Origin of the sequence: Luteibacter sp. (assembly GCF_009912395.1) — a bacterium.
Classification (GTDB): Bacteria; Pseudomonadota; Gammaproteobacteria; order Xanthomonadales; family Rhodanobacteraceae; genus Luteibacter.
Map to the genome: position 1 here is coordinate 229,733 of NZ_WNDO01000001.1, position 23,345 is coordinate 253,077.

At 67.0% G+C, this 23,345-nt stretch carries 26 protein-coding genes; 13 read left to right on the forward strand and 13 right to left on the reverse strand.

All coding sequences use genetic code 11. The features are described from left to right. Window positions 1–26: 26 nt before the first annotated feature. Entirely contained in the window at window positions 27–419 is a 393-nt protein-coding gene (locus GAK28_RS01225; protein WP_291773946.1) for a hypothetical protein, read from the reverse strand. Window positions 420–472: 53 nt separating this feature from the next. Here GAK28_RS01225 and GAK28_RS01230 point away from each other — a divergent pair, with 53 nt between their 5' ends. The 5 genes from GAK28_RS01230 to GAK28_RS01250 all read left to right on the forward strand — a co-directional run bounded on the left by GAK28_RS01230 (window position 473) and on the right by GAK28_RS01250 (window position 5,395). Continuing rightward, window positions 473–1,723: an ectonucleotide pyrophosphatase/phosphodiesterase gene (locus GAK28_RS01230; RefSeq protein ID WP_291773947.1), complete on the forward strand. Its 1,251-nt coding sequence runs from the start codon at window positions 473–475 to the stop codon at window positions 1,721–1,723. A 34-nt stretch (window positions 1,724–1,757) separates the two neighbouring features. Continuing rightward, complete coding sequence (locus tag GAK28_RS01235) at window positions 1,758–2,150, forward strand: hypothetical protein (protein ID WP_291773949.1); 393 nt, start codon at window positions 1,758–1,760, stop codon at window positions 2,148–2,150. Then, window positions 2,151–2,756: a biliverdin-producing heme oxygenase gene (locus tag GAK28_RS01240; RefSeq protein ID WP_291773950.1), complete on the forward strand. Its 606-nt coding sequence runs from the start codon at window positions 2,151–2,153 to the stop codon at window positions 2,754–2,756. Further along, entirely contained in the window at window positions 2,749–4,626 is a 1,878-nt protein-coding gene (locus GAK28_RS01245) for a GAF domain-containing protein (RefSeq protein WP_291773952.1), read from the forward strand. The genes GAK28_RS01240 and GAK28_RS01245 overlap by 8 nt, the downstream gene beginning before the upstream one ends. Window positions 4,627–4,687: 61 nt before the next feature. Beyond that, complete coding sequence (locus GAK28_RS01250) at window positions 4,688–5,395, forward strand: arginyltransferase (protein WP_291773954.1); 708 nt, start codon at window positions 4,688–4,690, stop codon at window positions 5,393–5,395. On the opposite strand, the gene GAK28_RS01255 is transcribed toward GAK28_RS01250, so the two are convergent. Then, complete coding sequence (locus GAK28_RS01255) at window positions 5,396–5,836, reverse strand: secondary thiamine-phosphate synthase enzyme YjbQ (RefSeq protein ID WP_291773956.1); 441 nt, start codon at window positions 5,834–5,836, stop codon at window positions 5,396–5,398. Between the two features lie 7 nt (window positions 5,837–5,843). Next, window positions 5,844–6,431: a pyridoxamine 5'-phosphate oxidase gene (pdxH, locus tag GAK28_RS01260; protein ID WP_291773958.1), complete on the reverse strand. Its 588-nt coding sequence runs from the start codon at window positions 6,429–6,431 to the stop codon at window positions 5,844–5,846. Window positions 6,432–6,454: 23 nt separating this feature from the next. Between pdxH and GAK28_RS01265 the strand changes: the two genes are divergently transcribed. Further along, a complete protein-coding gene (locus GAK28_RS01265) occupies window positions 6,455–7,264 on the forward strand; it encodes a kinase (protein ID WP_291773960.1) in 810 nt (269 codons plus the stop codon). 36 nt (window positions 7,265–7,300) lie between these two features. Here GAK28_RS01265 and GAK28_RS01270 read toward each other — a convergent pair whose 3' ends face one another. After that, window positions 7,301–8,149 carry an SDR family oxidoreductase gene (locus GAK28_RS01270; protein ID WP_291773962.1) on the reverse strand — a complete coding sequence of 283 codons (849 nt, stop codon included), beginning with the start codon at window positions 8,147–8,149 and terminating at the stop codon, window positions 7,301–7,303. Window positions 8,150–8,156: 7 nt separating this feature from the next. Between GAK28_RS01270 and GAK28_RS01275 the strand changes: the two genes are divergently transcribed. The 4 genes from GAK28_RS01275 (at window position 8,157) to hemE (ending at window position 11,147) form a co-directional block, all read left to right on the forward strand. Next, window positions 8,157–8,687 (forward strand): shikimate kinase, encoded by a 531-nt coding sequence (locus GAK28_RS01275; protein ID WP_291773964.1) that lies wholly within the window; start codon window positions 8,157–8,159, stop codon window positions 8,685–8,687. Beyond that, entirely contained in the window at window positions 8,687–9,754 is a 1,068-nt protein-coding gene (aroB, locus tag GAK28_RS01280) for a 3-dehydroquinate synthase (RefSeq protein WP_291773966.1), read from the forward strand. Before GAK28_RS01275 ends, aroB begins: the two co-directional genes overlap by 1 nt. A gap of 66 nt (window positions 9,755–9,820) precedes the next feature. Beyond that, window positions 9,821–10,084: a WGR domain-containing protein gene (locus tag GAK28_RS01285; RefSeq protein WP_291773968.1), complete on the forward strand. Its 264-nt coding sequence runs from the start codon at window positions 9,821–9,823 to the stop codon at window positions 10,082–10,084. Further along, a complete protein-coding gene (hemE, locus tag GAK28_RS01290; RefSeq protein ID WP_291773970.1) occupies window positions 10,074–11,147 on the forward strand; it encodes a uroporphyrinogen decarboxylase in 1,074 nt (357 codons plus the stop codon). The genes GAK28_RS01285 and hemE overlap by 11 nt, the downstream gene beginning before the upstream one ends. Before the next feature lie 114 nt (window positions 11,148–11,261). Here hemE and GAK28_RS01295 read toward each other — a convergent pair whose 3' ends face one another. From GAK28_RS01295 to purT, 5 genes are all read right to left on the reverse strand, one after another. Then, window positions 11,262–11,774: a tetratricopeptide repeat protein gene (locus tag GAK28_RS01295; RefSeq protein ID WP_291773972.1), complete on the reverse strand. Its 513-nt coding sequence runs from the start codon at window positions 11,772–11,774 to the stop codon at window positions 11,262–11,264. Between the two features lie 3 nt (window positions 11,775–11,777). After that, entirely contained in the window at window positions 11,778–14,108 is a 2,331-nt protein-coding gene (gene mrcB / locus GAK28_RS01300; RefSeq protein WP_291773974.1) for a penicillin-binding protein 1B, read from the reverse strand. Between the two features lie 100 nt (window positions 14,109–14,208). Further along, entirely contained in the window at window positions 14,209–15,045 is an 837-nt protein-coding gene (locus GAK28_RS01305) for an SDR family oxidoreductase (protein ID WP_291773976.1), read from the reverse strand. 7 nt (window positions 15,046–15,052) lie between these two features. Next, a complete protein-coding gene (locus GAK28_RS01310) occupies window positions 15,053–16,783 on the reverse strand; it encodes a hypothetical protein (protein WP_291773977.1) in 1,731 nt (576 codons plus the stop codon). Between the two features lie 84 nt (window positions 16,784–16,867). After that, window positions 16,868–18,049: a formate-dependent phosphoribosylglycinamide formyltransferase gene (purT, locus tag GAK28_RS01315; RefSeq protein WP_291773980.1), complete on the reverse strand. Its 1,182-nt coding sequence runs from the start codon at window positions 18,047–18,049 to the stop codon at window positions 16,868–16,870. A 126-nt stretch (window positions 18,050–18,175) separates the two neighbouring features. Here purT and GAK28_RS01320 point away from each other — a divergent pair, with 126 nt between their 5' ends. After that, complete coding sequence (locus tag GAK28_RS01320) at window positions 18,176–19,672, forward strand: transglutaminase-like domain-containing protein (protein WP_291773982.1); 1,497 nt, start codon at window positions 18,176–18,178, stop codon at window positions 19,670–19,672. A gap of 4 nt (window positions 19,673–19,676) precedes the next feature. On the opposite strand, the gene GAK28_RS01325 is transcribed toward GAK28_RS01320, so the two are convergent. Beyond that, window positions 19,677–20,063, reverse strand: a complete 387-nt coding sequence (locus tag GAK28_RS01325; RefSeq protein ID WP_291774489.1) for a DUF423 domain-containing protein — start codon at window positions 20,061–20,063, stop codon at window positions 19,677–19,679. 80 nt (window positions 20,064–20,143) lie between these two features. On the opposite strand from GAK28_RS01325, the gene GAK28_RS01330 reads away from it, so the two are divergent. Both GAK28_RS01330 and GAK28_RS01335 read left to right on the forward strand, forming a co-directional pair. Further along, entirely contained in the window at window positions 20,144–20,761 is a 618-nt protein-coding gene (locus tag GAK28_RS01330) for an SCO family protein (protein WP_291773984.1), read from the forward strand. Next, a complete protein-coding gene (locus GAK28_RS01335) occupies window positions 20,758–21,219 on the forward strand; it encodes a copper chaperone PCu(A)C (protein WP_291773986.1) in 462 nt (153 codons plus the stop codon). The genes GAK28_RS01330 and GAK28_RS01335 overlap by 4 nt, the downstream gene beginning before the upstream one ends. Window positions 21,220–21,295: 76 nt before the next feature. Here the strand turns inward: GAK28_RS01335 and yccX are convergent, their stop codons facing one another. The 3 genes from yccX to GAK28_RS01350 are packed head-to-tail and all read right to left on the reverse strand — an operon-like array spanning window position 21,296 to window position 23,299. Then, window positions 21,296–21,565, reverse strand: coding sequence for an acylphosphatase (gene yccX, locus GAK28_RS01340; protein WP_291773988.1), 270 nt, complete (start codon window positions 21,563–21,565; stop codon window positions 21,296–21,298). Window position 21,566: 1 nt separating this feature from the next. Then, a complete protein-coding gene (locus GAK28_RS01345; protein ID WP_291773990.1) occupies window positions 21,567–22,031 on the reverse strand; it encodes a TlpA disulfide reductase family protein in 465 nt (154 codons plus the stop codon). Continuing rightward, window positions 22,028–23,299, reverse strand: coding sequence for a YihY family inner membrane protein (locus GAK28_RS01350; protein WP_291773992.1), 1,272 nt, complete (start codon window positions 23,297–23,299; stop codon window positions 22,028–22,030). Before GAK28_RS01350 ends, GAK28_RS01345 begins: the two co-directional genes overlap by 4 nt. Window positions 23,300–23,345 lie beyond the last annotated feature (46 nt).

Genomic DNA, 23,345 nt, shown 5'->3' on the forward strand with positions numbered 1-23,345 from the left:
ACGCGTTGCAGCAATAGCCCGTGGGATCAGCGGGTGGTCGCCGGCGGCGGCTGGTTGGGGTGCTGCTCCTGGTAGCGCCGTGCGTTGTCTTCCTGGCGCGCCCGGTCCAGTTGCTGCTGGGCCTGGTTGGCGTTGGTCAGCTGGTTGCGCTGGTTCGGATCGGTCACGCCGTTGAGCTGGCGGTTCATGCTGTCCTGACGGAGCTGGCTTTGCAGGGCGTCCTGGCGCTGGCGGCTCTCCACGGCCGAACGGTCCACGGCGCGCTGCCAGTCGTGCTGGGCGGCCGTCGGCGCCGGTGGCGCGGGGCGCGGCGGGGGTACGGGGCGGGCGGGCGCGTTGGGCTGCACCTGGGCGAAGGCCAAGGCCGGGACAAGCACCAGGCCAGCGAGAAGCAGGGATTTGCGAGATGAATTGGTCATGCGACTGGTCCATCATAGGGGGCTGTTTCGTTCCAGAGCCTACGCCGTCCCTTATGAATGTCTCGTTGCCCACCTCGTGGCGCAGTGTCCTCGCGCTGCTCGTGGTGGCGCTGGCCGGTTGCGCCGAGCAGCCTGCCAAGCCCGCCGTCTCCTCTCCCGATCCGGTCCTGCTGATCTCCATCGACGCCTTCCGGCCCGACTACATGGAACGCGGGCTGACGCCGAACCTTGCCGCGATCGCCGCGGACGGTGTCCGCGCGCCTTACATGCTGCCGTCGTTTCCGTCGCTGACCTTCCCCAACCACTACACGATCGTCACCGGCCTCGTACCCGACCATCACGGCATCGTGAACAACACGATGATCGATCCGGCGCTGGGCCAGTTCAGCCTGTCGAACCGTGATGCCACCAGCGACGGTCGCTGGTGGGCCGATGCCGAGCCGATCTGGGTCACCCTGCAAAAGCGCGGCCTGCGCACGGCGACGATGTTCTGGCCCGGCACGGAGGCCGCCATCCACGGCGTGCGCCCTGATCACTGGATCCCCTACGACGGCAACCTGACCTCGATCCAGCGCGTCGACAAGCTGCTGTCGTGGATCGACGAGGCTGGCCCGAAGCCGCTGTTCGACACCCTGTACTTCGACACCGTGGACCACGCCGGTCACGAGCATGGTCCGGATTCGAAGGAACTGGACGATTCGCTTCGTGAAGTGGACGGCGCGCTCGGCCATCTCGTGGCGGAACTGCGTCGCCGAGGCCTTTACGAGCGCATGAACATCATCGTGGTCTCCGACCATGGCATGGCGCCTGTGCCCAAGGGCAACACGGTCTTCGCCGACGAAGCCACCGACCTGGATGCGCTCGATCCCGTCTCGTACGGCGTGATGGCCACGTTCAACCCCAAGCCGGGCCATGACGCCTCGAAGGCCATCGCCCGGTTGCTCGGTCCGCACGAGCACATGCGCTGCTACCGTCGCGAAGACCTGCCCAAGCGCCTCGACTACGGCACCCATCGCCGCGTCCCGGCCATCCTCTGCCTCGCTGACACCGGCTGGGCGATCATCAGCCACGAGGCCCTGGCCAAGCGCACCGACCCGATGTCGCTGGGCGAGCACGGCTACGACAACCTCGATCCCACCATGCGCGCCCTGTTCATCGCCCATGGCCCTGGCTTCCGCAAGGGCGCCACGGTGGCACCGTTCCAGAACGTCGACGTCTACCCGCTGATCATGCGCCTGCTCGACCAGCAGCCGCTGCCGAACGACGGCCACCTGGACGAGGTAAAGGGCCTGCTGGCCCACTGACGCGCGATCTGGCGCAATCCCGTAGAATCGGACGATGCGCCAGATCTATACCTCTCCCCGCCAGGACAACATCGACCGGATCGTGGCCCTTCTCGACGAACACGAGATCGCGACCACGGTCACGAACCGGTCGAACTGGAACCGGCCCACCTACCAGCGCTTCAGCTATTCGCAGCGCAACGACAACCGTGATGCCTGGCCGCAGGTGTGGGTCAAGCACGCGGACGACTTCCCGCGTGCCCGCGCCTTGCTCAAGGACATCGGCATCGAGCCGGTAGTGCGCTTCCAGGAAGAACTGCAGATCCATCGCAAGCCGGACTACCGACCGCCCGCCCAGCGCACCGCCGCCCGCGTCCGCCTGATGGTGCTGGCGATCGTCGCCGGCGTGATGCTGGTCTCGGTGCTCAGGGCCATCCAGGTCATCTGAATGCCAGGCGTCGCTGAAGCCACGCCCGCCCACCGCTTTCTCCGCGAGCAGACCCGCGACGCCCACGAGGCCGCCGAAGCCACGACCGGCATGCGGCGGCTGATGGATGGGCAACTGGATGCCGAAGGGTATCGGGCGTTGCTCGGTGCGCAGTTGGCGTTGTTCCGGCGCTGGGAAGGCGAGCGCGGCGAGTGGCTGGAGGCGATCCGCGATCGGTGGCATTACGCATCGCGGGCCACGCCCCTCGAAACCGATCTTTGTAGGAGCGCGTCTTGCGCGCGATCCACGATTGCGACCAGCGGCCATCGCGCGCAAGCGCGCTCCTACAACGGAAGCGAGCCGTCGTATTGGGGTGAGCTTTATGTCATCGAAGGCTCGTCGCTTGGCGCACGCGTCATCGTGAAGCGCCTTCGCGCGATGTTCCCGGACCATCCGCACCACTACTACGCGATGGGCGAAACCTCGCCCACCGACTGGCGTCGCTTCCAGGCCACCCTGGACAACGCCCTTCCCGACGACAACGCGCGACGACAGGCCCTTGATGGTGCCTGTGCCATGTTCGCGCGCTTCCAGCAGACCCTCGAGGATCCCGTCGCCCATGTCTGAGCTGCCCGACCTGACCGCCTGCGATCGCGAGCCGATCCATATCCCCGGTTCGATCCAGCCCCATGGCGTGCTGCTCGTGGTGGATGCCACGACGAATCGCGTGCTTCAGGCCAGCGAAAACGCAGGCGACCTGCTCGGCGTAGGCCTCGACGCGCTGCCCGGCGCGCCGCTGGACGATGTGCTCACCTTGCCGCTGGGCCTGTTCGACGACGACGAACGCCCTGCGCACAGCGCCTGGGTGCCCGTACGCTTTCCCCACGGCCATCACGCGGGCACGTGGCATGCCGCGGTGCATGCGTACGACACGCGCTGGATGATCGAGATCGAACCGCGCGAGGCCTATTTCGAGGACGATCCGATCCGCGTCGCCTACGACCTGGCGCGCAAGCTGGAAAACGATCCCAGCGTGGAACGCGCCGCGTCGCGTGTCGCGCGGACCATCCGCAACCTGCTCGGCTACGACCGTGTCATGGTCTATCGCTTCGATCACGACTGGCATGGCGAAGTGGTCGCCGAAGCCCGTCGCGACGACCTGGAGGCCTACCTCGGCCTGCACTACCCGGCCACCGACATTCCCGTGCAGGCCCGCGCGCTGTACCTGCGCAATCGCGTACGCCAGATCAGCGATTGCAAGTACGTACCGTCGCGCATCCTGCCCGCCAACGATCCGCAAACGGGCGCGCCCACCGATCTGTCCGACGTTTCGTTGCGCAGCGTCTCGCCCGTGCACCTGGAGTACCTGGGCTACATGGGCGTGACCGGCACCCTGGTCGCCTCCATTGTCAGCAATGGCCGGTTGTGGGGCCTGATCGCCTGCCATCACTACAGTCCGTTCTTCGCCGACCACCAGATGCGCGAAGTGGCCGACGCCGTCGCGCGCTCGTTCGCCACGCGTGTCTCGGCGATCGAGGAACTGGAAAAGATCGATGTCGAAAGCACCCTGCTAACAGTGCGCGAAAAGCTCATCACCGCGTTCAACGAAAGCGAGCGCATCGATCCGGACCTGCTGGCCTCGCTCGCACCCGAGCTGCTCGAAGTGGTCGATGCCGACGGTGTCGCCATCTTCGCGGGCAATCGCGTGATGCGTCACGGCATACTGCCGGACGAAGCGACGTTGCTGCATATCCGCGACGTCGTCGGCACCGGCGAGCCTTCGGGCGACGACGGCATCGCCGGCGTGCTGCATACCGACGAGATCGGCCGACGTTATCCACCGCTGGCCGCTCCCGAAGTGACCGGACTGGCCGCCGGCATCATCTTCATGCCCTTGCAGATCGATGCCCACAACGCCGTGGTCTGGACCCGCACGGAGCAGGTTCGCCACGTGCGCTGGGCGGGCAATCCCGCATTGGCCAAGCTGGAGAACATTCCCGGTGCACGTCTCTCGCCCCGGCAGAGTTTCGCCTCATGGCAGGAAACCGTGCGCGGCAGTTCCCGCCCCTGGTCGCGCCAGCACCTGGATTCGGCGCGCGGCCTGCGCGTGCTGATCGAGATGATGGAACGCAAGCACTACCAGCAGAGCTTTGCCCTGCTGCGCGCCTCGCTTGGCCGCCTGCCGGACGCCGTGGTCATCACGGATGCCTCCAGCGGCGACTGGCGCGAATGCGTCGTGGTCTTCGTCAACGATGCCTATACCCGGCTGACGGGGCGCTCGGCCGAATCTGTCGCGGGGTTGCCGATGTCGTCCCTGCTGGGCGGCGATACCGAAGCCCTGGCCCGCTCGCTGGACGCCAGGGCGGCGGCCAGCCTTGAGATCCCACTGCGCCGGAACGACGAAAGCCTGCTGCCCGGGCGGGTGGAGCTGGAGGCCGTGGCCGACCAGGGGGGCAACATCACGCATTGGATGTCGGTGCACCACCCATTGGTCTAGGCGGATCGCGCGCGAGCGCGCTCCTACAAACGGGGGGCGGGGAGCGCTATAACATGGGGCCATGACCGACCGCGTCCGCCTCTTCCAGACCTTGCCGCATACCTGCGGCTACTACGCCGAGCGGACGGCGCAGAATCTCGTGGTCGATCCGGGCGCGCCCCATCTCGATCGCCTTTACGGGCCGGCCCTGTCCAAGGGTTTCCGACGCGCAGGCAGCCATTTGTATCTGCCCCAGTGCGCCGCCTGCCAGGCCTGCGTGCCGTGCCGCATCGACGTGGAGCGCTTCGAGCCCGACCGCACGCAGCGGCGTGGTCTCAAGCGCAATGCCGACCTGACCGTGGTCGAGGCCATGCCCGGCTACAGCGAGGAGCGCCACATCCTCTACGAGCGCTACCTGCACGCTCGCCACAGTGGCGGCGGCATGGACGCGGCGGACGCCGAGGATTTCCAGCGCTTCCTGAGCGCGCCGTGGAGCCCCACGCTGTTCCTGGAGTTCCGCAAGAACGACCGCCTGCTAGGCGTGGCGGTCACGGACGTAATGCTGGCAGGTCTTTCGGCCGTCTATACGTTTTACGATCCGGACGAAGCCGCGCGCAGCCTGGGCACCTTCGGCATCCTGCAACAGGTCGCCCTGGCCCGGCGTCGCGGCATTCCGTATGTGTACCTGGGCTTCTGGATCGCCGGCCATCCGAAGATGGACTACAAGCGCCGCTTCCATGCGCTGGAAGTTCGTCGGCACGGGCGTTGGATATCCATGCCCGACGATTGATCAGTGGCCGATCACCGTGACGGTGATCTTGCGCTGGTGCGCCTCGTGGCGATGTTCGTAGAGGAACACCCCCTGCCAGGTGCCCAGCAGGGGACGCCCTGCATGCACCGGGATCGACAGCGATACGCCGGTCAATACGGAACGCACATGGGCCGGCATGTCGTCCGGCCCCTCGTCGCGATGCCGGAACAGCGAATCGCCGTCGGGCACGAGACGGGAGAAGAACCGTTCCAGGTCGGCCACGACGGTGGGATCGGCGTTTTCGCCGATCAGCAGCGACGCGCTGGTGTGCTGCACGAAGACCTGCGCCAGCCCCGTGGTGACGCCGCTGGCCGAGACAGCCTCGGCCACGCGATCGGTCACCTCTTCCAGCGAGCGGCCGCGCGTATGCACGGTAAAGGTGGTCTGCGCGACGTGCTGGACGGGCTGGGCTCGGCTCATGGCGACCTCAGGGATAAAGCAGGCGACTCGTCCAGCTTGTACCGTGATCCGTGTGCACGATGCGTTCGTGGAGGCGGAAGGTGGCGCCGTACCAGAACTCGATGCGATCCGGCTCGACGAGGTAACCGCCCCAATGCGCCGGACGCGGTACGTCACGGCCGTCGAATTCCTTCTCGTAATGGGCGACGCGATCCTCGAAGGTCTGCCGGTTGGGCAGTTCCTGGCTCTGCTTCGACGCCCAGGCGCCGATCTGGCTGCCACGGGGACGACTGGCGAAATAGGCGTCCGATTCGGCGTCGGAGACCTTGGACGCCCGGCCTTCGAAACGCACCTGGATGCCTTCGCGGATCTGCTTCCAGTGGAAGCACACGGCGACCTGGCCGTGCGCGGCGATCTCGCCGGCCTTGGCGCTTTCGTAATTGGTGAAGAAATGCAGGCCGTGTTCGTCGATCGCCTTGAGCAGGACGATGCGCGAGTGCACGCGACCGGTACCGTCGACGGTGGCGAGGTTCATCGCCGTGGGTTCGCGGTCGCCGCTGGCCTTGGCCTCGTCGAGCAGGCCACGGAAGGTATCGAGAATCTCGGGGGTAAGCATGACGTTGGACTATGCTTCAGACCATGGAAGCACCCGATGCTAGCACGCTGGCCCAGGCCATCCTTGGACGTTTCGTCGCGGGTATCGAGCCGGCGCGGCCGCCGTTCGTGCTGGGTATCTCGGGCCTGCAGGGCAGCGGCAAGAGCACGCTGGCGGCGGCGCTGGTCGAAGCGGCAGGCCACCTCGGATGGGGTGCCGTGGCGCTGTCGCTGGACGATGCCTACCTGACCCACGCGGAACGCCAGTCGCTGGCTCGCGAAGTGCACCCGCTGCTGCGGACGCGCGGTGTGCCGGGAACGCACGACCTGGCCTTGCTGGGCACCACGCTCGATGCCCTGGCGAACGCCTCGCCGGAAAACCCGGTGCCCGTGCCGCGCTTCGACAAAGGCCACGACGACCGCTACGACCCGCACCTGTGGCCCACTGTCGCCGAGCCGCCGAGACTGGTGGTACTGGAAGGTTGGTGCCTTGGTGTCGATCCCGAGGACGACACCGCGCTGGACACGCCGATCAACGCGTTGGAACGCGACGAGGATGCCGACGGTCGCTGGCGACGCTGGGTGAATGCCCAGTTGGAAGGGTATGCCGCGATCTGGCGGCGCCTGGACGCCCTGGTGGTGTTGCAGGCGCCGTCATGGGACGTCGTGGCGCGATGGCGCGACGAGGCCGAACGGCCGCTGCGCGAACGCGATGAACCCAGGGCGATGGATGCGGCCGCGTTGGCGCGTTTCCTGGCGCATTACGAGCGGTTGAGCCGGCATGCGCTGAGGACGCTGGAATGGAAGGCCGATGGGGTCATCCACCTCGACGAAGATCGCCACCCTACCCTGTAGGAGCGCGCTTGCGCGCGATCGCGCGCAAGCGCGCTCCTACAAGAGCAGGGCCGCATAACCCTCACGCGCATCCGGCCATTGGCAACGAAAACCGCTCTCGCGCAATCGCGCATTCGACAAGCGCTTGCTGCCCACACCTGCCGGCCCCGGACCATCGGCTGGGCGTGGCACGCCCAAGAGATCGGCCAAGCGGTCATACAGCACATCGATCGGTAGCGGCGTGTCGTCCACGCCGACATACACCGGCGCGGGCTCCGCCAGCGTCAGCACGTGCGCCAGCACGGCCGCCGCATCGTCGACATGGATGCGGTTGGCGAACACCTGCCGCCCACGCGGAACGACCGCCTTGCCCTCGCGCAACCGATCCAGCAATTGCGTGCGCCCCGGACCGTAGAGGCCGGCGAACCGCACCGACACCCCACCGATATCGCTCGCCGCAAGCCAACGCTCGGCCTCCAGCAGCACCTGCCCGTTGAAGCCGGGCGGCGCGGGGGAGGTGTCTTCATCGACCCAGCCCTCGCCCTGCTCGCCGTACACCGCCGAGGACGACACAAACACCGTGCGCCGGGGCCGCGTGGGAAGCGCCTCGACAAGGTGGCGCAGGCCGTCCACGAAAACGGCCCGATAGGCCGCCTCGTCACGACGATCCGGCGAGGGGGCGAACACCACGGCATCGACCGCCGGCAGGCCCTGTAACGACGCGGGATCGGTCAGGTCGCCGCGTAGCCAGGTCCACGGATCGCCTGCGCCCTCGACCGGATGGCGACGAAGGGCGAACACCCGATGACCGCGCTCGGCCAGCCTTCGCGCGGTCCGCATGCCGATATCGCCGGCACCGGCGACGAGAAGGGTTTCATATCCGGGGGCCGGGCTTGTTGCTAGCATGGGAGCGATGAATCCTTCGCCCAACCTGTTCCTGGTCGGCCCCACGGGCGCCGGCAAGACCACGATCGGACAACGCCTCGCGGCGCATTACGGTTTGCCGTTCGTCGATCTCGACGTGGCCATCGAGTCGCATTACGGCGCCACGGTGGCCACGATCTTCGAACGCGAAGGCGAGGCCGGTTTCCGGTCGCGCGAAAGCGCGCACCTGGATGAGTTTAGTCGCCACGATGGCATCGTGCTCGCCACCGGCGCCGGCGCGGTGCTCGACCCCGCCAATCGCGAGGCATTGGCGACGCGCGGCACGGTGCTGATGCTCGGCGTCGAGGTGGACGAACAGCTCGATCGCCTCGTGCACGACACGGCCCGGCCGATGATCGCCGGCAACGACCGTCGCGGCCGGCTCGAAGCGCTGGCCGACGCGCGCAACCACCTTTACGAGGAGATTGCGGACCTGATCTTCCGCGGCCGCCACGAAAGCGTCGACGACGCGGTGCCGCGCGCGATCGCCCTCCTCGAACGCCACTGGAAACGCCCCTGATGGATACCGTCGACGTCGCCCTCGCCAGACGCAGCTACCCCGTCTGGATTGGTCCCGGCCTGCTGGCCGACAGCGCCCGATGGCGTGCGCGCATCCGCGGCCGCCATGTGCTCGTGGTGAGCAACACCACCGTCGCGCCGCTCTACCTCGGCGCACTGGAGCGAGGCCTGGCAGGCCTCACCTGGTCGTCCTTCCTGCTCGACGACGGCGAGACCCACAAGACCTTCGCCAACGTCGGCCGCGTGCTCGACGCGCTGGGCGCGCTGGGTGCCACGCGCGACGCCTGCGTGATCGCGCTGGGCGGTGGCGTCGTGGGCGACCTGGCCGGCTTCGCCGCCGCCTGCTGGATGCGCGGCATCGATTTCATCCAGGTGCCCACCACCCTGTTGGCCATGGTCGATTCGTCCGTGGGCGGCAAGACCGGCGTGAACCTGCCCGTGGGCAAGAACCTCGCCGGTGCCTTCCACCAGCCACGCGCCGTGGTGGCCGACACCGAGCTGCTGCGCACGCTGCCACAGCGCGAATACCTCGCCGGCATCGCCGAAGTGGTCAAGGGCGCCGCCATCGGCGACCTGCCCTTCTTCGCCTGGCTGGAAGCCAACGCCGCCGCCCTCGCGCGTCGCGACGCCGACGTGCTGGTCGAGGCCATCGCGCGCAAGTGTCGCTACAAGGCTGGCGTCGTCGCCCGCGACGAGACCGAACAAGGCGAGCGCGCCCTGCTCAACCTCGGCCACACCTTCGGGCACGCCCTGGAAACCGCGGGCAACTACAGCGAGATCCTGCACGGGGAAGGCGTCGCCATCGGCATGGTGCTCGCTGCTCGCTTGTCCGAGCGTCTGGGCATGGCGTCGGCGGAGGACACCCACCGCCTGGTCGCGCTGCTCCAGCGCCTGGGCCTACCCGTGGAACCCTCCAAGGCCCATGCGGCCAGCCGCCTGCTCGACCTGATGCGGCTGGACAAGAAGAACACCGCCGGAACGTTGCGCCTCATCCTCTGGCGCGGCATCGGCCAGGCCGAGATCGTCTCGGGCGTGCCCGACGCCGACGTGCTCGCCGTGCTGGAATGACGCACGGCGTGCGCCCCCTGGGGGGAGCGCCTACAATGGTCGGCCTTGCGCTGTTCGGATGGTTCGATGCGGATCTACCTGCAAACCTTGCCCGAATCGGGAGCGGAAGCGCCCCGGTACGTCCAGATCTCGCTCGAACAGGATCTGTTCGGCGGCTGGACGCTCTATCGCGAAAGCGGCGTGCAGGGTGGCAAGGCCACGCTCAAGCGTGACGTCTATCTGGAATACGACAAGGCGCTCGCCGCCTTCGTCCGCGCGCGCGACGCGCAACTGAAGAAGGGTTTGAAGGTCATGTTCAGCCAGGGTCAGGAGTCCGCGCATGGCCGCTGACGTCCTTCGTAACGATCGTTTCCTGCGCGCACTGCGTCGCGAAGCCACCGACACCACGCCGATCTGGGTGATGCGCCAAGCCGGCCGCTACCTGCCGGAGTACCGCGCCACCCGCGCGAAGGCCGGCAGCTTCATGGGCTTGGCGACGAATCCCGAGTACGCCTGCGAGGTCACGCTCCAGCCGCTGGAGCGCTTCGATCTCGACGCGGCGATCCTGTTCTCGGACATCCTCACCATTCCCGACGCGATGGGCCTGGGCCTGTCGTTCGCCCAGGGCGAAGGCCCGCAGTTCGCGCATCCCGTGCGCGACGCCGCCGCCATCGAGCGCCTGTCCGTGCCGGACATGGACGGCGAGCTTCGCTACGTGATGGACGCCGTGCGCCTCATCCGTAAGGAACTGGATGGCCGCGTGCCGCTCATCGGTTTCTCGGGCAGCCCTTGGACGCTGGCCTGCTACATGGTCGAAGGCGAAGGCTCGCGCGATTTCGCACGCGTGAAGGCTATGGCCTGGAACGAGCCCGCCCTCGCCCATCGCCTGCTCGACACAATCGCCCGCTCCGTCGCCGCCTACCTCATCGCGCAGGCGCATGCCGGCGCGCAGGCCCTGATGGTGTTCGATACCTGGGGCGGCCTGCTGGGCCCGGTGCCGTTCCGTGAGTTCTCGTTGCGCTACATGGGCCAGGTGGTCGACGCGGTGAAGGCCGACGCCGTCGCGCGCGAGTTGCCGATCATCCTGTTCTCCAAGGGTGCCAACGGCCATCTGGAAGCCATCGCCGATACCGGCTGCACCGGCGTGGGCCTGGACTGGACCATCGACATCGGTGAGGCACGCCGCCGCATCGGCGACCGCGTCGCCCTGCAAGGCAACCTCGATCCGGCCGTGCTGCGCGCATCACCGGAGATCGTGATGCGCGAGGCGCGCAACGTGCTGGACGCCTTCGGCAACCACCCGGGCCACGTATTCAACCTGGGCCACGGCATCACGCCGGAAGTGGACCCGGAGAACGTGAAGGTGCTGGTGGATACCGTGCACGCGCACGGCAAAGTCATTCGGCAGGGCTGACCGCTTTTGTAGGAGCGCGCTTGCGCGCGATCGGGCTGGCCGGCTGCCGCCGGATCGCGCGCAAGCACGCTCCTACAAGGTTTCGATACACCGCCCGTTGGGTGCGGGCTGGCTTCAGAAGCGATTCGGCCCAGCGATATGGCACTTGGCCAGTTCGCCGCGCGCGGCCATCGCACCGTTCTGGTCGTCGGCCTGGATGCGCATCTCGTACACGGTCTGCCAGTTGCGGGCGCAGAGGCTGCCGGACTTCGGACCCATTTCGAACGACTGCTTCGCCAGTTTCTCGGCGGAGGCGAAGTCCTGCTTGCGCACGGCGACTTCGGCACGATCCTGAATCAGTTCCGGCGCTTCAGGCGCCATCTTCAACGCCTGCACCAGCTTGGCGTCGGCGTCGTCGTACTTGCCGGCCTGCTCGTCGGCAAGCGCGGCCTTCTCGAGGCCCTGCACGCCAGGATCGTGCAGCGGCGCGACTTCGATCGCCGACTTCTCGCGTTCACCCGCCGCGCGGATCTGCGCCACGATGTCGTAGTTGGGCTTGCTGGGACGGGTAGCCTGCGGCGGGGCAGGCTGGCTGCAGGCGGCGGCGAGCGCGACGGCGGCGATGGCGCAGAAACGAAGGCGATGCATGGGTCAATCCGTAGGATTACTGGGAACGGCGGACGCAGGTTCTGCTGCGTTGCCGCCGCCGAACATACCCTTGAATTGCTGCCAGAAACAGCCCTCTTCGCTTTCCGGCACGTAGCCGGAGATGAACGGGAACTGCCGGGCGCCCTCGCAGGAAGGATCCGTGCGCTTGCCGGTCTGGGTGTTCACCCAGGCCATCTCCAAGCCATCGCCGAGCTCTGTGGAGAGCGGTCGGGTGGGCAGCTTGCGGAACAGCTCCTGCCACACGCGCATGCTGCCCGTGGCGCCATACAGCCCCGTGGGCTTGTTGTCGTCGCGGCCCATCCAGATCACCGCCAGGTGTTCACCGGTGAAACCGGCGAACCAGCTGTCGCGCTGGCTGTCGCTCGTGCCGGTCTTGCCCGCGGCATGTAGCGAGGACAGCGCCGAATTGCCGATGGCGGCCGCCGTGCCGCGAGCCACCACCTGCTGCATGGCCCACTTGATGAGACGCGCAGCCTCCTGATACTCGCCTGGACCGGCCTTCACTTCGTATCGCTTGATCGTCTGGCCCTTGTCATCGACCACGCCGCGCACCGCGAGCAGCGGCAACGCGTGCCCGTCGGCCGCGATGTACGTATAGAGCTGCGCGACCTGCAACGGCGAGATGTCGATCGCACCGAGCAGTAACGACGGGCTCGGATTCACGTTCTGCAAGCCGAAGGATTCGAGGAAACCCTTGATGCGCGGCACGCCGACCTGCATGCCCAGGTCCACGGTCGCAAGATTCCACGAATGCACTAGCGCTTCGAGCACCGGCACGTCGCCATGGATCTGGCGGTCGTCGTTCTTCGGCGTCCACGGCGTGCCGTCGGGCTGCATCATGTTGATCGGCTGATCGTGGATGGTGGTCGCGAGCGACCACTTCGACGGCTGCGCGAGCGCAACCAGGTAGACCAACGGCTTCACCAGCGAACCGATCGAGCGCCGCGCGTCGAGCGCACGGTTGAAACCCTGCTCGCCCGGATCGCGCGAGCCCACCACCGCCAGCACGCTGCCGTTAGTGGTATCGGTGACCACGGCGGCGGCCTGCGCGGCGGCGCCGCGCTTGCCCAGGCTTTTCACGGTCGTGAGGATCGCCTGCTCGGTGTAGAGCTGCGCCGCGGGATCGAGCGTGGTGAAGATGCTGAAGCTACCGTCACGCAGGGCCGCTTCGTCGAAGTCGGCGGTGATCTGCGCGCGCACCAGCTGCATGAAGGCCGGGAAGCGATTGTGCGGCAACTGCGCGTTGACCGCGATGCCGAGCGGCGACGCCTGCGCGAGCTTCAGTTGCGCATCGTCGATCAGACCCGTGTCGTGGAACTGCTGGAGCACCAGATTGCGACGGGACAACGCGCGGTCGGGATAGCGACGCGGATCGTAGTAACTCGGACCTTTCACCAGACCGACGAGCAACGCGATCTCCTGCGGCTTCAGGTCTTCCATGCGACGGCCGAAGAAGAACTCCGCGCCGGCGGCGAAACCATGTACTGCCTGATTGCCCTGCTGGCCGAGGAAGACCTCGTTCAAATAGGCCTCCAGGATGCGCCCCTTCGAGTAGTGCGCCTCCATCAGCAGCGAAAGGATGGCCTCGTTCACCTTGCGCAGCATGTTCTGGCTGCGGTCGAGGAACAGGTTGCGCACCAACTGCTGGGTCAGCGTCGAACCGCCCTGCACCGTGTGGCCAGCACGCAGGTTGGCGAACGACGCGCGCGCGATCGCCGAGAAATCCAGGCCGATGTGGTTCTTGAAGTCGCGATCCTCGACGGCCTGCAGACCCTGCACCAGCAGCGGCGGCACGTTTTCGAGGCGGACGATGCGACGCTCTTCCTGCGCTGCGCCGTAGAACGTCGCGATGCGGGCGGGGTCGAGATGGATGGACTTGATCGGCTTGTCGTTGGTGTCGTCGACCAGTGACGTCACCTGCCCGTTGCCCAGCAGGACCCGGATGCGATGCGGCAGCTCGCCTCCGTCAGGGCCGGCATAGCCCCGGGAGGCGATGAGAAAGCGCGAGCCGTTCTTCGAGAAGCTGCCCTGCACCTTGCCACCGCCGTCGGGCGTGTAACCCGCGAACGTCAGCTCCAGTTCGAGCGTGGCAGGCGTCATGGCGCGGCCGGGCTCGAGCAACAGCGGTCGCGCGTAGACACGGGTGGGCACCGCGAAGACGAGATCGTTGAAGCGCTCCTGCAGACGCGAGTTGAGGATCAGCGTGTACGGCAGGAGGAAGCCGAAAGTCAGGCCCATCACGAGCCAGAAGGGAATGCGCAGCCAGGGCCACGCGGTACGCAGGAAGGAACCGATACGGGTCAGGAAAGCCAACGCGGGAAGGTCCTGGGGGAAAGGAGTATGGAAGGGGATGATAGGGGCATCCCCCCGGCGCCCATCTGAACGGACGCTGGCGGAACGATGACCAACACGGTCACGCCGGGGGCTGCCACATGGACGGATCGGGGCGGAACGGCCGCGGATGCATGTCCAACAGCCGCTCCAGGTCCGTATTGTCGGCGATCAGGTCGCTATCGAGCCGATGGATGGGACCCCGGATACGTGGCACAAGCCAGCTGGCCAGGGACAAGGCGAATCCTGGAATGGGAAGGGGAAGCGCCAGGACACCCGCGTTGCGCCTTACGCGATGGAACATCTCGGAGGCACTGAGTCGCTCGCCGCCACCGATGGGGAATGTCCTGCCGCGGGCCTGGGGGTTACGCAACGCCCTCACCATGGCCTCGGCGATATCCTCGGCATGCACCGGCTGTCGCTGCCCCCGGCCACTGGGCACGGGGAAAACCCGGCGACGCGCGGCCTGCCGGACCATCGGCGTGAGGCTCTTGTCGAGGCCGGCGCCGTAGACGAGCGTGGGCCGGAACAGGGTCCATGGCATGCCGCGCGAGGCGCAGGAGGCACTGAGCAGGGTTTCGGCGGCCCGCAGCCGACGGGACAGGTCCCTCTCGGCGGGTACATCCGATTCCCGCTTGCTTTCGGCGCTCATCGACGAGGTGGCGATCACATGGGGGATGCCTTTCAGATGCGTCGAGGACAGCCATGTCGCCAGGCCGTCCAGCGGCCCGCTCGACAGGATCGCGCGAAGGGGTGGAAGCGTCGCCGGCATCGTGTCGGGAAGGCCTCCGCGAAGCCATGCGGGATCGTCGGGGTCAGCATGCCTGCTGAGGCAAAGCACCTCTTCACCCAGGGCGTGCAGCCTCGGCAGGAGGAAGTGACCGATCTGGCTCGACGCGCCGATGACAAGAATCGTCATGCGGCGCTCAACGTCCCGTGGCGATGCGCTCGTAGGCGCTTTGCAGGCGAGGATCGTCCGGAACGTAGCGACGCGCGCGATCCAGTGCCGTGAAAGCGCCTTGGCGGTCGCCCTGCAACGCGCGCTGCAAGGCGTTGTCGATCCAGGCACTGCCCAGGCGGTGGCGTAGCTCGCCCTGGGAGGCGTCGCCGGGGGCCAGGTCGGACATCGTGGCGTAGAGGTCTTCCGCGCGATTCACGTTGCCGTTGGAGACGGCCTGGAGCATCAGCTTTTCGACCTGGGACGGCAGGCTCTGCAAACCCGCACGGGCCGTCGGATCGTTGCCGTCGATAGCCAGCGCATTGCGATAGAGGTCGTAGGCGCTGTCGCCCGGGGGATCCATGATATCGCCCCGCGACGCGGCGGCCTGGGCGCGACGCACCAGCGCCGCGACCCTTGCCTTCTGCTCCGGGCTGACGGCCAGCGAAGCTTCCGCCGTATCGCCCGGCTGCCCGGCGGCCTGCGCCACCGGCAACTTGCCGGCGGAGGGCGTCGCACGGGGCGTCGCCTTCGTGTCGCCACCCGCGATGCGAGCGCGCGCCGCGGCCAGCTCGGCCGACTTGGGAGCCAGCTTCGCGGCATCGTCGAGCAGCTTCGCAGCGTGGTCGTCGTCTTCGCTGTCGATAGCCGCGTTGGCCTGGACAATGAGCGCCTGAGCGACCTGCCCCAGCCCCGCCTTCGCGTCGGCGTTGTCCGGGTCGAGCGCGAGCGCGGCCTTGAAGCGGGCCAGGGCGTTGTCGTCGCCCTCGCCCGTAAAGCGGCCGGCGCGCATGGCGTCGGTGCCCTGCTGGACGAGCGCGGCCACGGCCTGGTCGTCCTGTTTGCGGGTTTCGGCCAGCGCCGCGCGCAACGACGGGAGATCGCCGTAATTGGGCACCAGGATCGCGATGCGATCGACGAGCGCGTTGGCCTTCGCCTTGTCGTTGTCCGCGATCGCCTGGCGCGCCTGCGCCGCGAGGCCTTCGCCGACCTTGTCGAGGCCACGCGCGGCCACGGCGTTGTTCTTGTCGGCGTCGAGCACCTGGCGATAAAGCGGGCCGGCACCGTCGTCGCCGTCGAGCTTGCCGGCGGCGAAGGCCTGCTGGGCGCGATCGATCAGCGACTCGGTCTGCGACTGCGGGTTACGTGCGGTGGAGAGGCGCTGGTTCAATTGCTCGATGTCGCTGCCACCGCCGAGCAATTCGCGGGCGACGTTGAGCGCGGTCTCGGCTTCATCCAGGTGACCGGCGGTGAGTGCCGCGTCCGCGCGAGCGATCTCGGCCTGCCCGACACGCCGCAGGCCATCGCGGGCCTGGTCGCTGTCGGGCTGCTGGTCACGCGCTTTTTCGAAGAGTTCGCGGGCACTGTCGCCGTTGCTGCCGTCCAGTCGCCCCGCGTCGAGCGCCTGGTTGGCCTGGGTCAGCAGGTCGTTGAGTTCGGTGCGGGGCACCAGGGTACGCAGGCGATCCTGCTGCAACCACAGCGCCGTGACCGCGCCGATGAGCACGAGCACCAGCAAAGGAATAAGCCAGCCCCGCTTACGCGGACCCTTCGGCGGCGGCGTGGGCGCACGGCCGGAACGGCGACGCGGCCCGTCGACGACGATATGGGGCAAGCCGTCGTCCGCCGGTGGCGGCGTCGGCTTGTCCAGGTCGTCGATCCGGCCCAGCGTGGGTTCGGTCCGGCCGTGGGAATCGTGGGAATCTCTGCGTCCGCTCATGGAAATGGATCGTCCTGACGAGCGGCCGAGCTTAACATTCACGCGTGAACGGACGTTGTAGGCACGTTCATGCGGCATGCCGCGTCAGAGCTGCACCTTGATCCGTGCCGCCGCGCGCTTGGCTTTTTCCAGGGCCTCGTCGACCGAGGCGGCACGCGCCAGAGTGACGGCCATGCGACGACGGCCACGGACCTCCGGCTTGCCGAAGATGCGAAGCATGGTGCCCGTCTCGGCCAGCGCTTCGGCGATGCCGTGGTAGGTCGGTGCATGGCCTTCGCCCTCCACCAGCACCGCGCAGGATGCAGCCGGACCGAAGGCAAGGATCTGTGGCACCGGCAGGCCGAGGATAGCCCGCGCATGCAGCGCGAATTCCGAGAGGTCCTGCGAGATGAGCGTGACCAGCCCAGTGTCGTGCGGACGGGGGCTGACCTCGGAGAAAATCACCTCGTTGCCGCGCACGAAGAACTCCACGCCGAACACGCCCCAGCCACCGAGCGCCGCGGTGATCGCGTCGGCCTGCTTCTGCGCCGCGATGAGCGCGGCGTCGCTCATGGGCTGCGGCTGCCAGGATTCGCGATAGTCGCCGTCTTCCTGGCGATGGCCGATCGGCGCGCAGAAGGACACCCCGTCGCGATGGCGCACGGTGAGCAGCGTGATCTCGTAGTCGAAGTCGATGAAACCCTCGACGATCACGCGCCCCTTGCCGGCGCGACCGCCTGACTGGGCGTACTCCCATGCGGCGTCGGCGTCCTCCTGGCGACGAACCACGCTCTGTCCCTTGCCGGACGAACTCATCACGGGCTTCACCACGCAGGGGGTACCCAGCGCCTTCACGGCGGCAAGGAACGCCTCATGGGTGTCGCAGAACCGGTAGGGCGAGGTGGGTAGACCCAGTTCCTCGGCGGCCAGGCGGCGGATGCCCTCGCGGTCCATGGTCAGCCAGGCCGCTTTCGCGGTCGGAATGACCTTGAGCCCCTGCGCTTCCAGCTCGACCAGCGTGGGCGTGTGGATGGCCTCGATCTCGGGCACGACGAGATGGGGTTTCTCCTGCTCGATCAGCGCGCGCAGGGCAGCACCGTCCAGCATGTCGATCACGTGGCTGCGATGGGCCACCTGCATGGCCGGCGCGTTCGCATAACGGTCCACAGCGATCACCTCGACAGCGAAGCGCTGCAGCTCGATCGCGACCTCCTTGCCCAGTTCGCCGGACCCCAGCAGCAGCACCCTGAGTGCGTTGTCGGAGTGAGGGGTGCCGAAGATATGCATAACGTGGGCCTTGCCGGGGTCGGGAAGCCCCTAGTGTAGCGGCTACCCGATATGCCTTCCGGGGCACTTGACTCCGGCACTGGACGTGATGTGATGCGGTTGTCCCCACAATCCGGACGTACGCCCATGAGACGCTGCCTTGCCGTTCTCGCCGTACTGTCGTGCCTCGCCATCCAGCCCGCCCTGGCCGAGCGTCGCTGGATGACCGTCCTGCTGGACGGCCGCAAGGTGGGGGCCCTGCGTATCGACCGTGACATCACCACCGATACGGTCACCACCACGCAGACCCTCGATTTCCGACTCACCCGTATCCATACGCCGCTGCTGCTGCATTCGACGGTGAAAGCCGTGGAGTCGCCGGCCGGTGCTCCCCTGGCTTTCTATGCCAGCAGCAACATGTCCGCGAGGGAAAACCTGGTGGAGGGCACGCGACGGCCGGACGGCGCCTTCCAAGTCGCCAACACGGTCGGCGGTGAGTCGCGCGTCGACCTGTTGACCTGGCCGACGGGCGCGTCGCTGATCGAAGGGCAGCGCCTGGCCACGCTGGCGCATGGCTTCCGCCCCGGTACCATCTACCAGGTACGCAACTTCGATTCGGCGAAGCAGCAGGTCGCCACGGTCGATGTCGCCGTCCTCGGCGACGAGGTCGTCGAGATGCCCGATGGCCAGCGCGAAACCCTCCACCACCTACGCCAGTCGCTGTCCGGGATGCCCTCGGTACGATCGGTGGACGTGTGGGTGGACGACCAGGGATACATCCGCCGCGCCATCTCTCCCCTGCTCGGCTTCCACCTGGAAATGGCCTCCTGCGACGAGGCATGCGCCAACGCGCCCGACCAGGACGTCGACGTGCTTCGTGCATCGATGATCGACGCGCCCCGTGCCATCACGCCGAACCTTCGCGCCGCGCCGATGCGCTACATGATCACGGTCCGCGGCGACCACCCCAAACCCTTTGTCGAAACCGACGAGCAGCATGTATCGCCGCTCGGCGACGGCGTCTACTACGTCGATATCGGATTCTCTCGCAAGGGGAAGGAAAGCACCCCGTCGAGCGAAGACACCTCGTCCAGCGCCTGGGTGCAATCGGATTCGCCCCGCGTCATCGACATGGCGCGTTCGATCGTCGGTGACGCCCGCAACGATCTTCAGCGCATGCGACGCCTGCGCGCCTACCTGTCGGACTACATCAACCAAAAGGGACTCGACGTCGGCTATGCCTCCGCGCTGGAAACCATCGACAGCCGGCGCGGGGATTGCACCGAGCACGCCGTGCTTCTCACTGCGCTGGCGCGCGCGCTCGGCATCCCTGCCCGCGTGGTGACGGGTATCGTCTACGTCGAACGTATGGGAGGGGCATCCCGCGTCTTCGTGCCGCACGCATGGACGCAGGCCTATGTCGATGGACGCTGGATCAGCTTCGATTCCGCCGAGCGACGCTTCGATGCGACACACATCGCCCTGGGTACCGGCAACGGTGATCCCTGGCGATTCTTCGCCGCGATGAACACGCTGCGGGATATCCGCATTGATCGCGCCATCGCCTCGTCCAACATCATTGACCTGCCCGGCCCCTCGGATACGGGAGCCGTCGGTAACGTCGGGGCCGGTTCGGGGCGCTGAGCGATCAGTTCGTCGAAGCGCCCCGGGCCAGCGACCAGCCTGCCGCGAGCCAGCCGGCGATGAAGGCGAGGCCGCCCACCGGCGTGATGATGCCCACCCAGCGCGGCGCGCCGAGGGTCAGCGCGTAGAGGCTGCCCGAAAAGAGCACGATGCCCACAGCGAACAGGACGATCGCGGCCTTGCGTCCTCCACCCGCCGGCAAGCCCAGCGCGGCGGCGAACAAGGCCAGGGTGTGCCAGAAGTGGTACTCCACGCCGGTATGCCAGGTCTGCATGCCCTGTCCGTCGAGGAGTCCCCGCAGGGCATGGGCGCCAAAGGCGCCGAACACGACGGCGGTGGCGCCGGAAAGGGCCACGACCAGTGCCGTGGCGCCGTTGACACGATGTCGCATCATGGGGAATTCCTGTTTCCTGGAGCGGTGACGGCGGGACGTGTGGCGTATGCTTCGAACGATATCTCGCGGAGTGTCGCATGAAGTCGTCCCCATTCCGCAGGGTCGTACTGGCCCTGCTCGCCTTCGTCGCCCTGGCCAGCCTCGCCGGTTGCCAGCGCGAACCGCAACCCGAGTGGCGTCTGAACGATGTCTCGGGTCACCTGCCCGACCTGGATTTCCGCCTGGTGGACGACCAGGGCCGTAACGTCACCGGTGCGGACTACAAGGGCAAGGTCGCGATCCTTTATTTCGGCTACACCCATTGCCCGGATGTCTGCCCGCTCACGCTTACCCAGCTCCACGTGGTGCTCGATCGCCTCGGCCCGGCCGCCGAAAACGTGCGCATCCTGTTCGTCAGCGTGGATCCCAAGCGCGACACGCCATCGGTGATGCACAGCTATGTCACGGCGTTCGACAAGCGCGCAGTGGGCCTCAGCGGTCCCGATCCGGAACTGGAAAAACTCGCCAAGCGCTACCGTTCCGCGTTCTCGCGCGAACCCGACCGGGGTGACGGCAACTACGACGTCAGCCATAGCTCGGCGATCTTCATCTTCGATGCGCAGGGCAAGGCCCGCCTGCTCGCGACACCGTCCGCGTCGCAGGACGATATCGTCCACGACCTCACGCTGCTCACCTCGCTGGAGAACCATCCGTGATCCTTCGCCCGCTCGCTTTCGCGCTCGTCCTTGCCGCCGGCATCGTCCATGCCGCCGATAAACCGGTCGCCACGACATCGCCGGTGAAGGCCTCGGGCGGCTGGATCCGTGTGTTGCCAGGCGCGCTCCCCGCCGGCGGCTTTGTCACCTTCGAGAACACCTCGGATCGCGCGCTGTCGATCGTCTCGGCGACGAGCACCGACTACGGCGACGCGATGATCCATCGCAGCAGTACCGAAGGTGGCATGGGGCGCATGGAAATGGTCGACAGCGTACCGCTGCCGGCGAAGCAGACCACGGCATTCTCGCCGGGCGGCTATCACGTGATGCTGATGGACGCCAAACACCCCATCAAACCGGGCGATACGCTCACCGTAACGTTCAAGCTGTCCGACGGCGAGACGTTGCCCGTGAAGATGCTGGCACGCCCAGCGAACGCGACGGGCCCGAAAGACTAAAGCTGAATTCGACCGTAGGAGCGCGCTTGCGCGCGATGGGTGCTTGCGGCAAACCCCATCGCGCGCAAGCGCGCTCCTACCTGACGACGAACGTCGTCAACGGTTCGTGTACCTCGATGTCTTCCCGATAAAGCTCATCGACTCTCGCGGTATCCGGCCCGTGATGCAGCCAGGCATCCAGCTGATCGATGGCCACGGTATCGCCGAGCGCCACGACTTCGACGCTGCCATCCAGCAGATTGCGTGCATGCCCTGCGAGCCGGAGCGCCACCGCCTGCTCACGCGTGGACGCACGAAAGAACACGCCCTGCACCCGGCCCCTGACGATGAAGCGCACGGCCTTCATCTCATTTTCCTCCGACCATCGCCTCGTTGAGCTTCTTCGCATCCACGGGACCGACAAACCGCTTGGCGACATGGCCATCGGGCGCAATTAGGTACGTGGTGGGCAATCCCTGCGGCGGATCGAAATCCTTCGGCGGTTCGGTGACATCGACCTGGGCGATCGGGTAGCTGACCGGATGCTTCGCCACGAAGGCCTTGATGTCCTTCACGTCGGTGTCCTCAAAGGCGAGGCCGATGGCCGTGACGTTCTTGTGATCCTTCACGAAGCCGGAAATGTCCGGCATCTCCTTGATGCACGGCACGCACCAGGTGGCCCAGTAGTTCACGATCACCCACTTGCCGCGCTGCGCGGCGAGATCGAACGAGGTGCCGTCGATCGTGGTGACCTTGAGGGTAGGCGTGACGGCGGTGGCCATGGCCGGCGTGGCGACGGCAAGGGCCAGGGCGGCGGCGAAGCGCAGGATCATTCGATGGTGTCCTCGGCGGGGGATGGGACGGCATGGGGAGGGAAGAGTGTATCCAGCCGCGCCCCCAAGGTGGCGTCCAGCGCCAGCGCGAGGTTGTCCAGCAATACCAGCAGTTCGGCCGGAAGGCGGATACCCAGCCGCTCCACCTGTTCGCGCGGATGCAGCGGCAACCGGTACTGCGCGCAGCGATAGACCCGCATGAGTTCCGTGGCGTCGAGCGAACGGCTGAGCAACCAGCCGCCCGCTTCGCCGCGCTGGATCATGTCTGCCTTCTGCAGGTCATCGAAATAGCAGGTGATGGCGCCGGACGAAAGATAGGGCTCGCGCAGGCGGATCGTGGCGGGATCGACGCTTTCGCCCAGGCGCTGCGCCGCGACGAAATGCTGCAATACCACCAGCAGGCCGATGAACTCCGCACCGTCCGGCAGCGACTCGTGCGGCACCGTGTATTCGAACGCCGAGATGGACGCGGCGATCGACGCCCCGAGGATCACGATGATCCACGACAGGTAGATCCACAGCAGGAAAATGGGAATCGCCGCGAGCGCGCCGTAGATTTCCTCGTAGTTGGGCGATCGGCGGATGAACAGCGTGAAGCCCCAGCGCGCGATCTCGAACAGGACCGCGCCCAGCAACGCGCCGATGGCTGCGTGACGCCACGAGACGCGACGGTTCGGCACCATCGTATACATCAGCACCAGGGTGACGAAGGTGATGCCGAACGGCAGCGCATTGAGCAGACCGCCCTGCGTGGCGAGCTGATCCGCGGCCGCGTGCAGCATGGGCAACGCCGTGAGGTACGACGACAGCACGAGGCCACCCACCACCAGCACCGGACCCAGTGTCAGCGCCGCCCAGTAGAGCAGCAGGCGCGACGTCCAGCCGCGTGACTTGCGAACCCGCCAGATGCGGTTGAGGCGATCCTCGATGCTGATCATCATCGACACCGCGCTGAACAGCATCACCAACACGGAAATGCCCGTGAGCTGGCTGGCCTTGTCCGCGAAGGCGAGCATGTATTCCTGGATCTTCGCGCCCGTAGCGGGCACGAAATTGCGGAAGGCGTAGTCGGCGATGCTGCCGCGCCATTCCGCGAACACGGGAAACGCCGACAAGATGGCGAACACCGCCACCGTCAGGGGAACGAGCGAGACCAGCGTGGTGTAGGAAAGCGCGCCGGCGGTCTCGAAGCATTTGTCGTCGAGGAAACGCGACCACGTGAAACGGGTGAAGCTGAGGGTGCGTTCCCGATCGAAGCGCAACGGCATGTCCATCCTTATTTTCCCGAACGATTGGGAACGTGTGGCAGTTCTG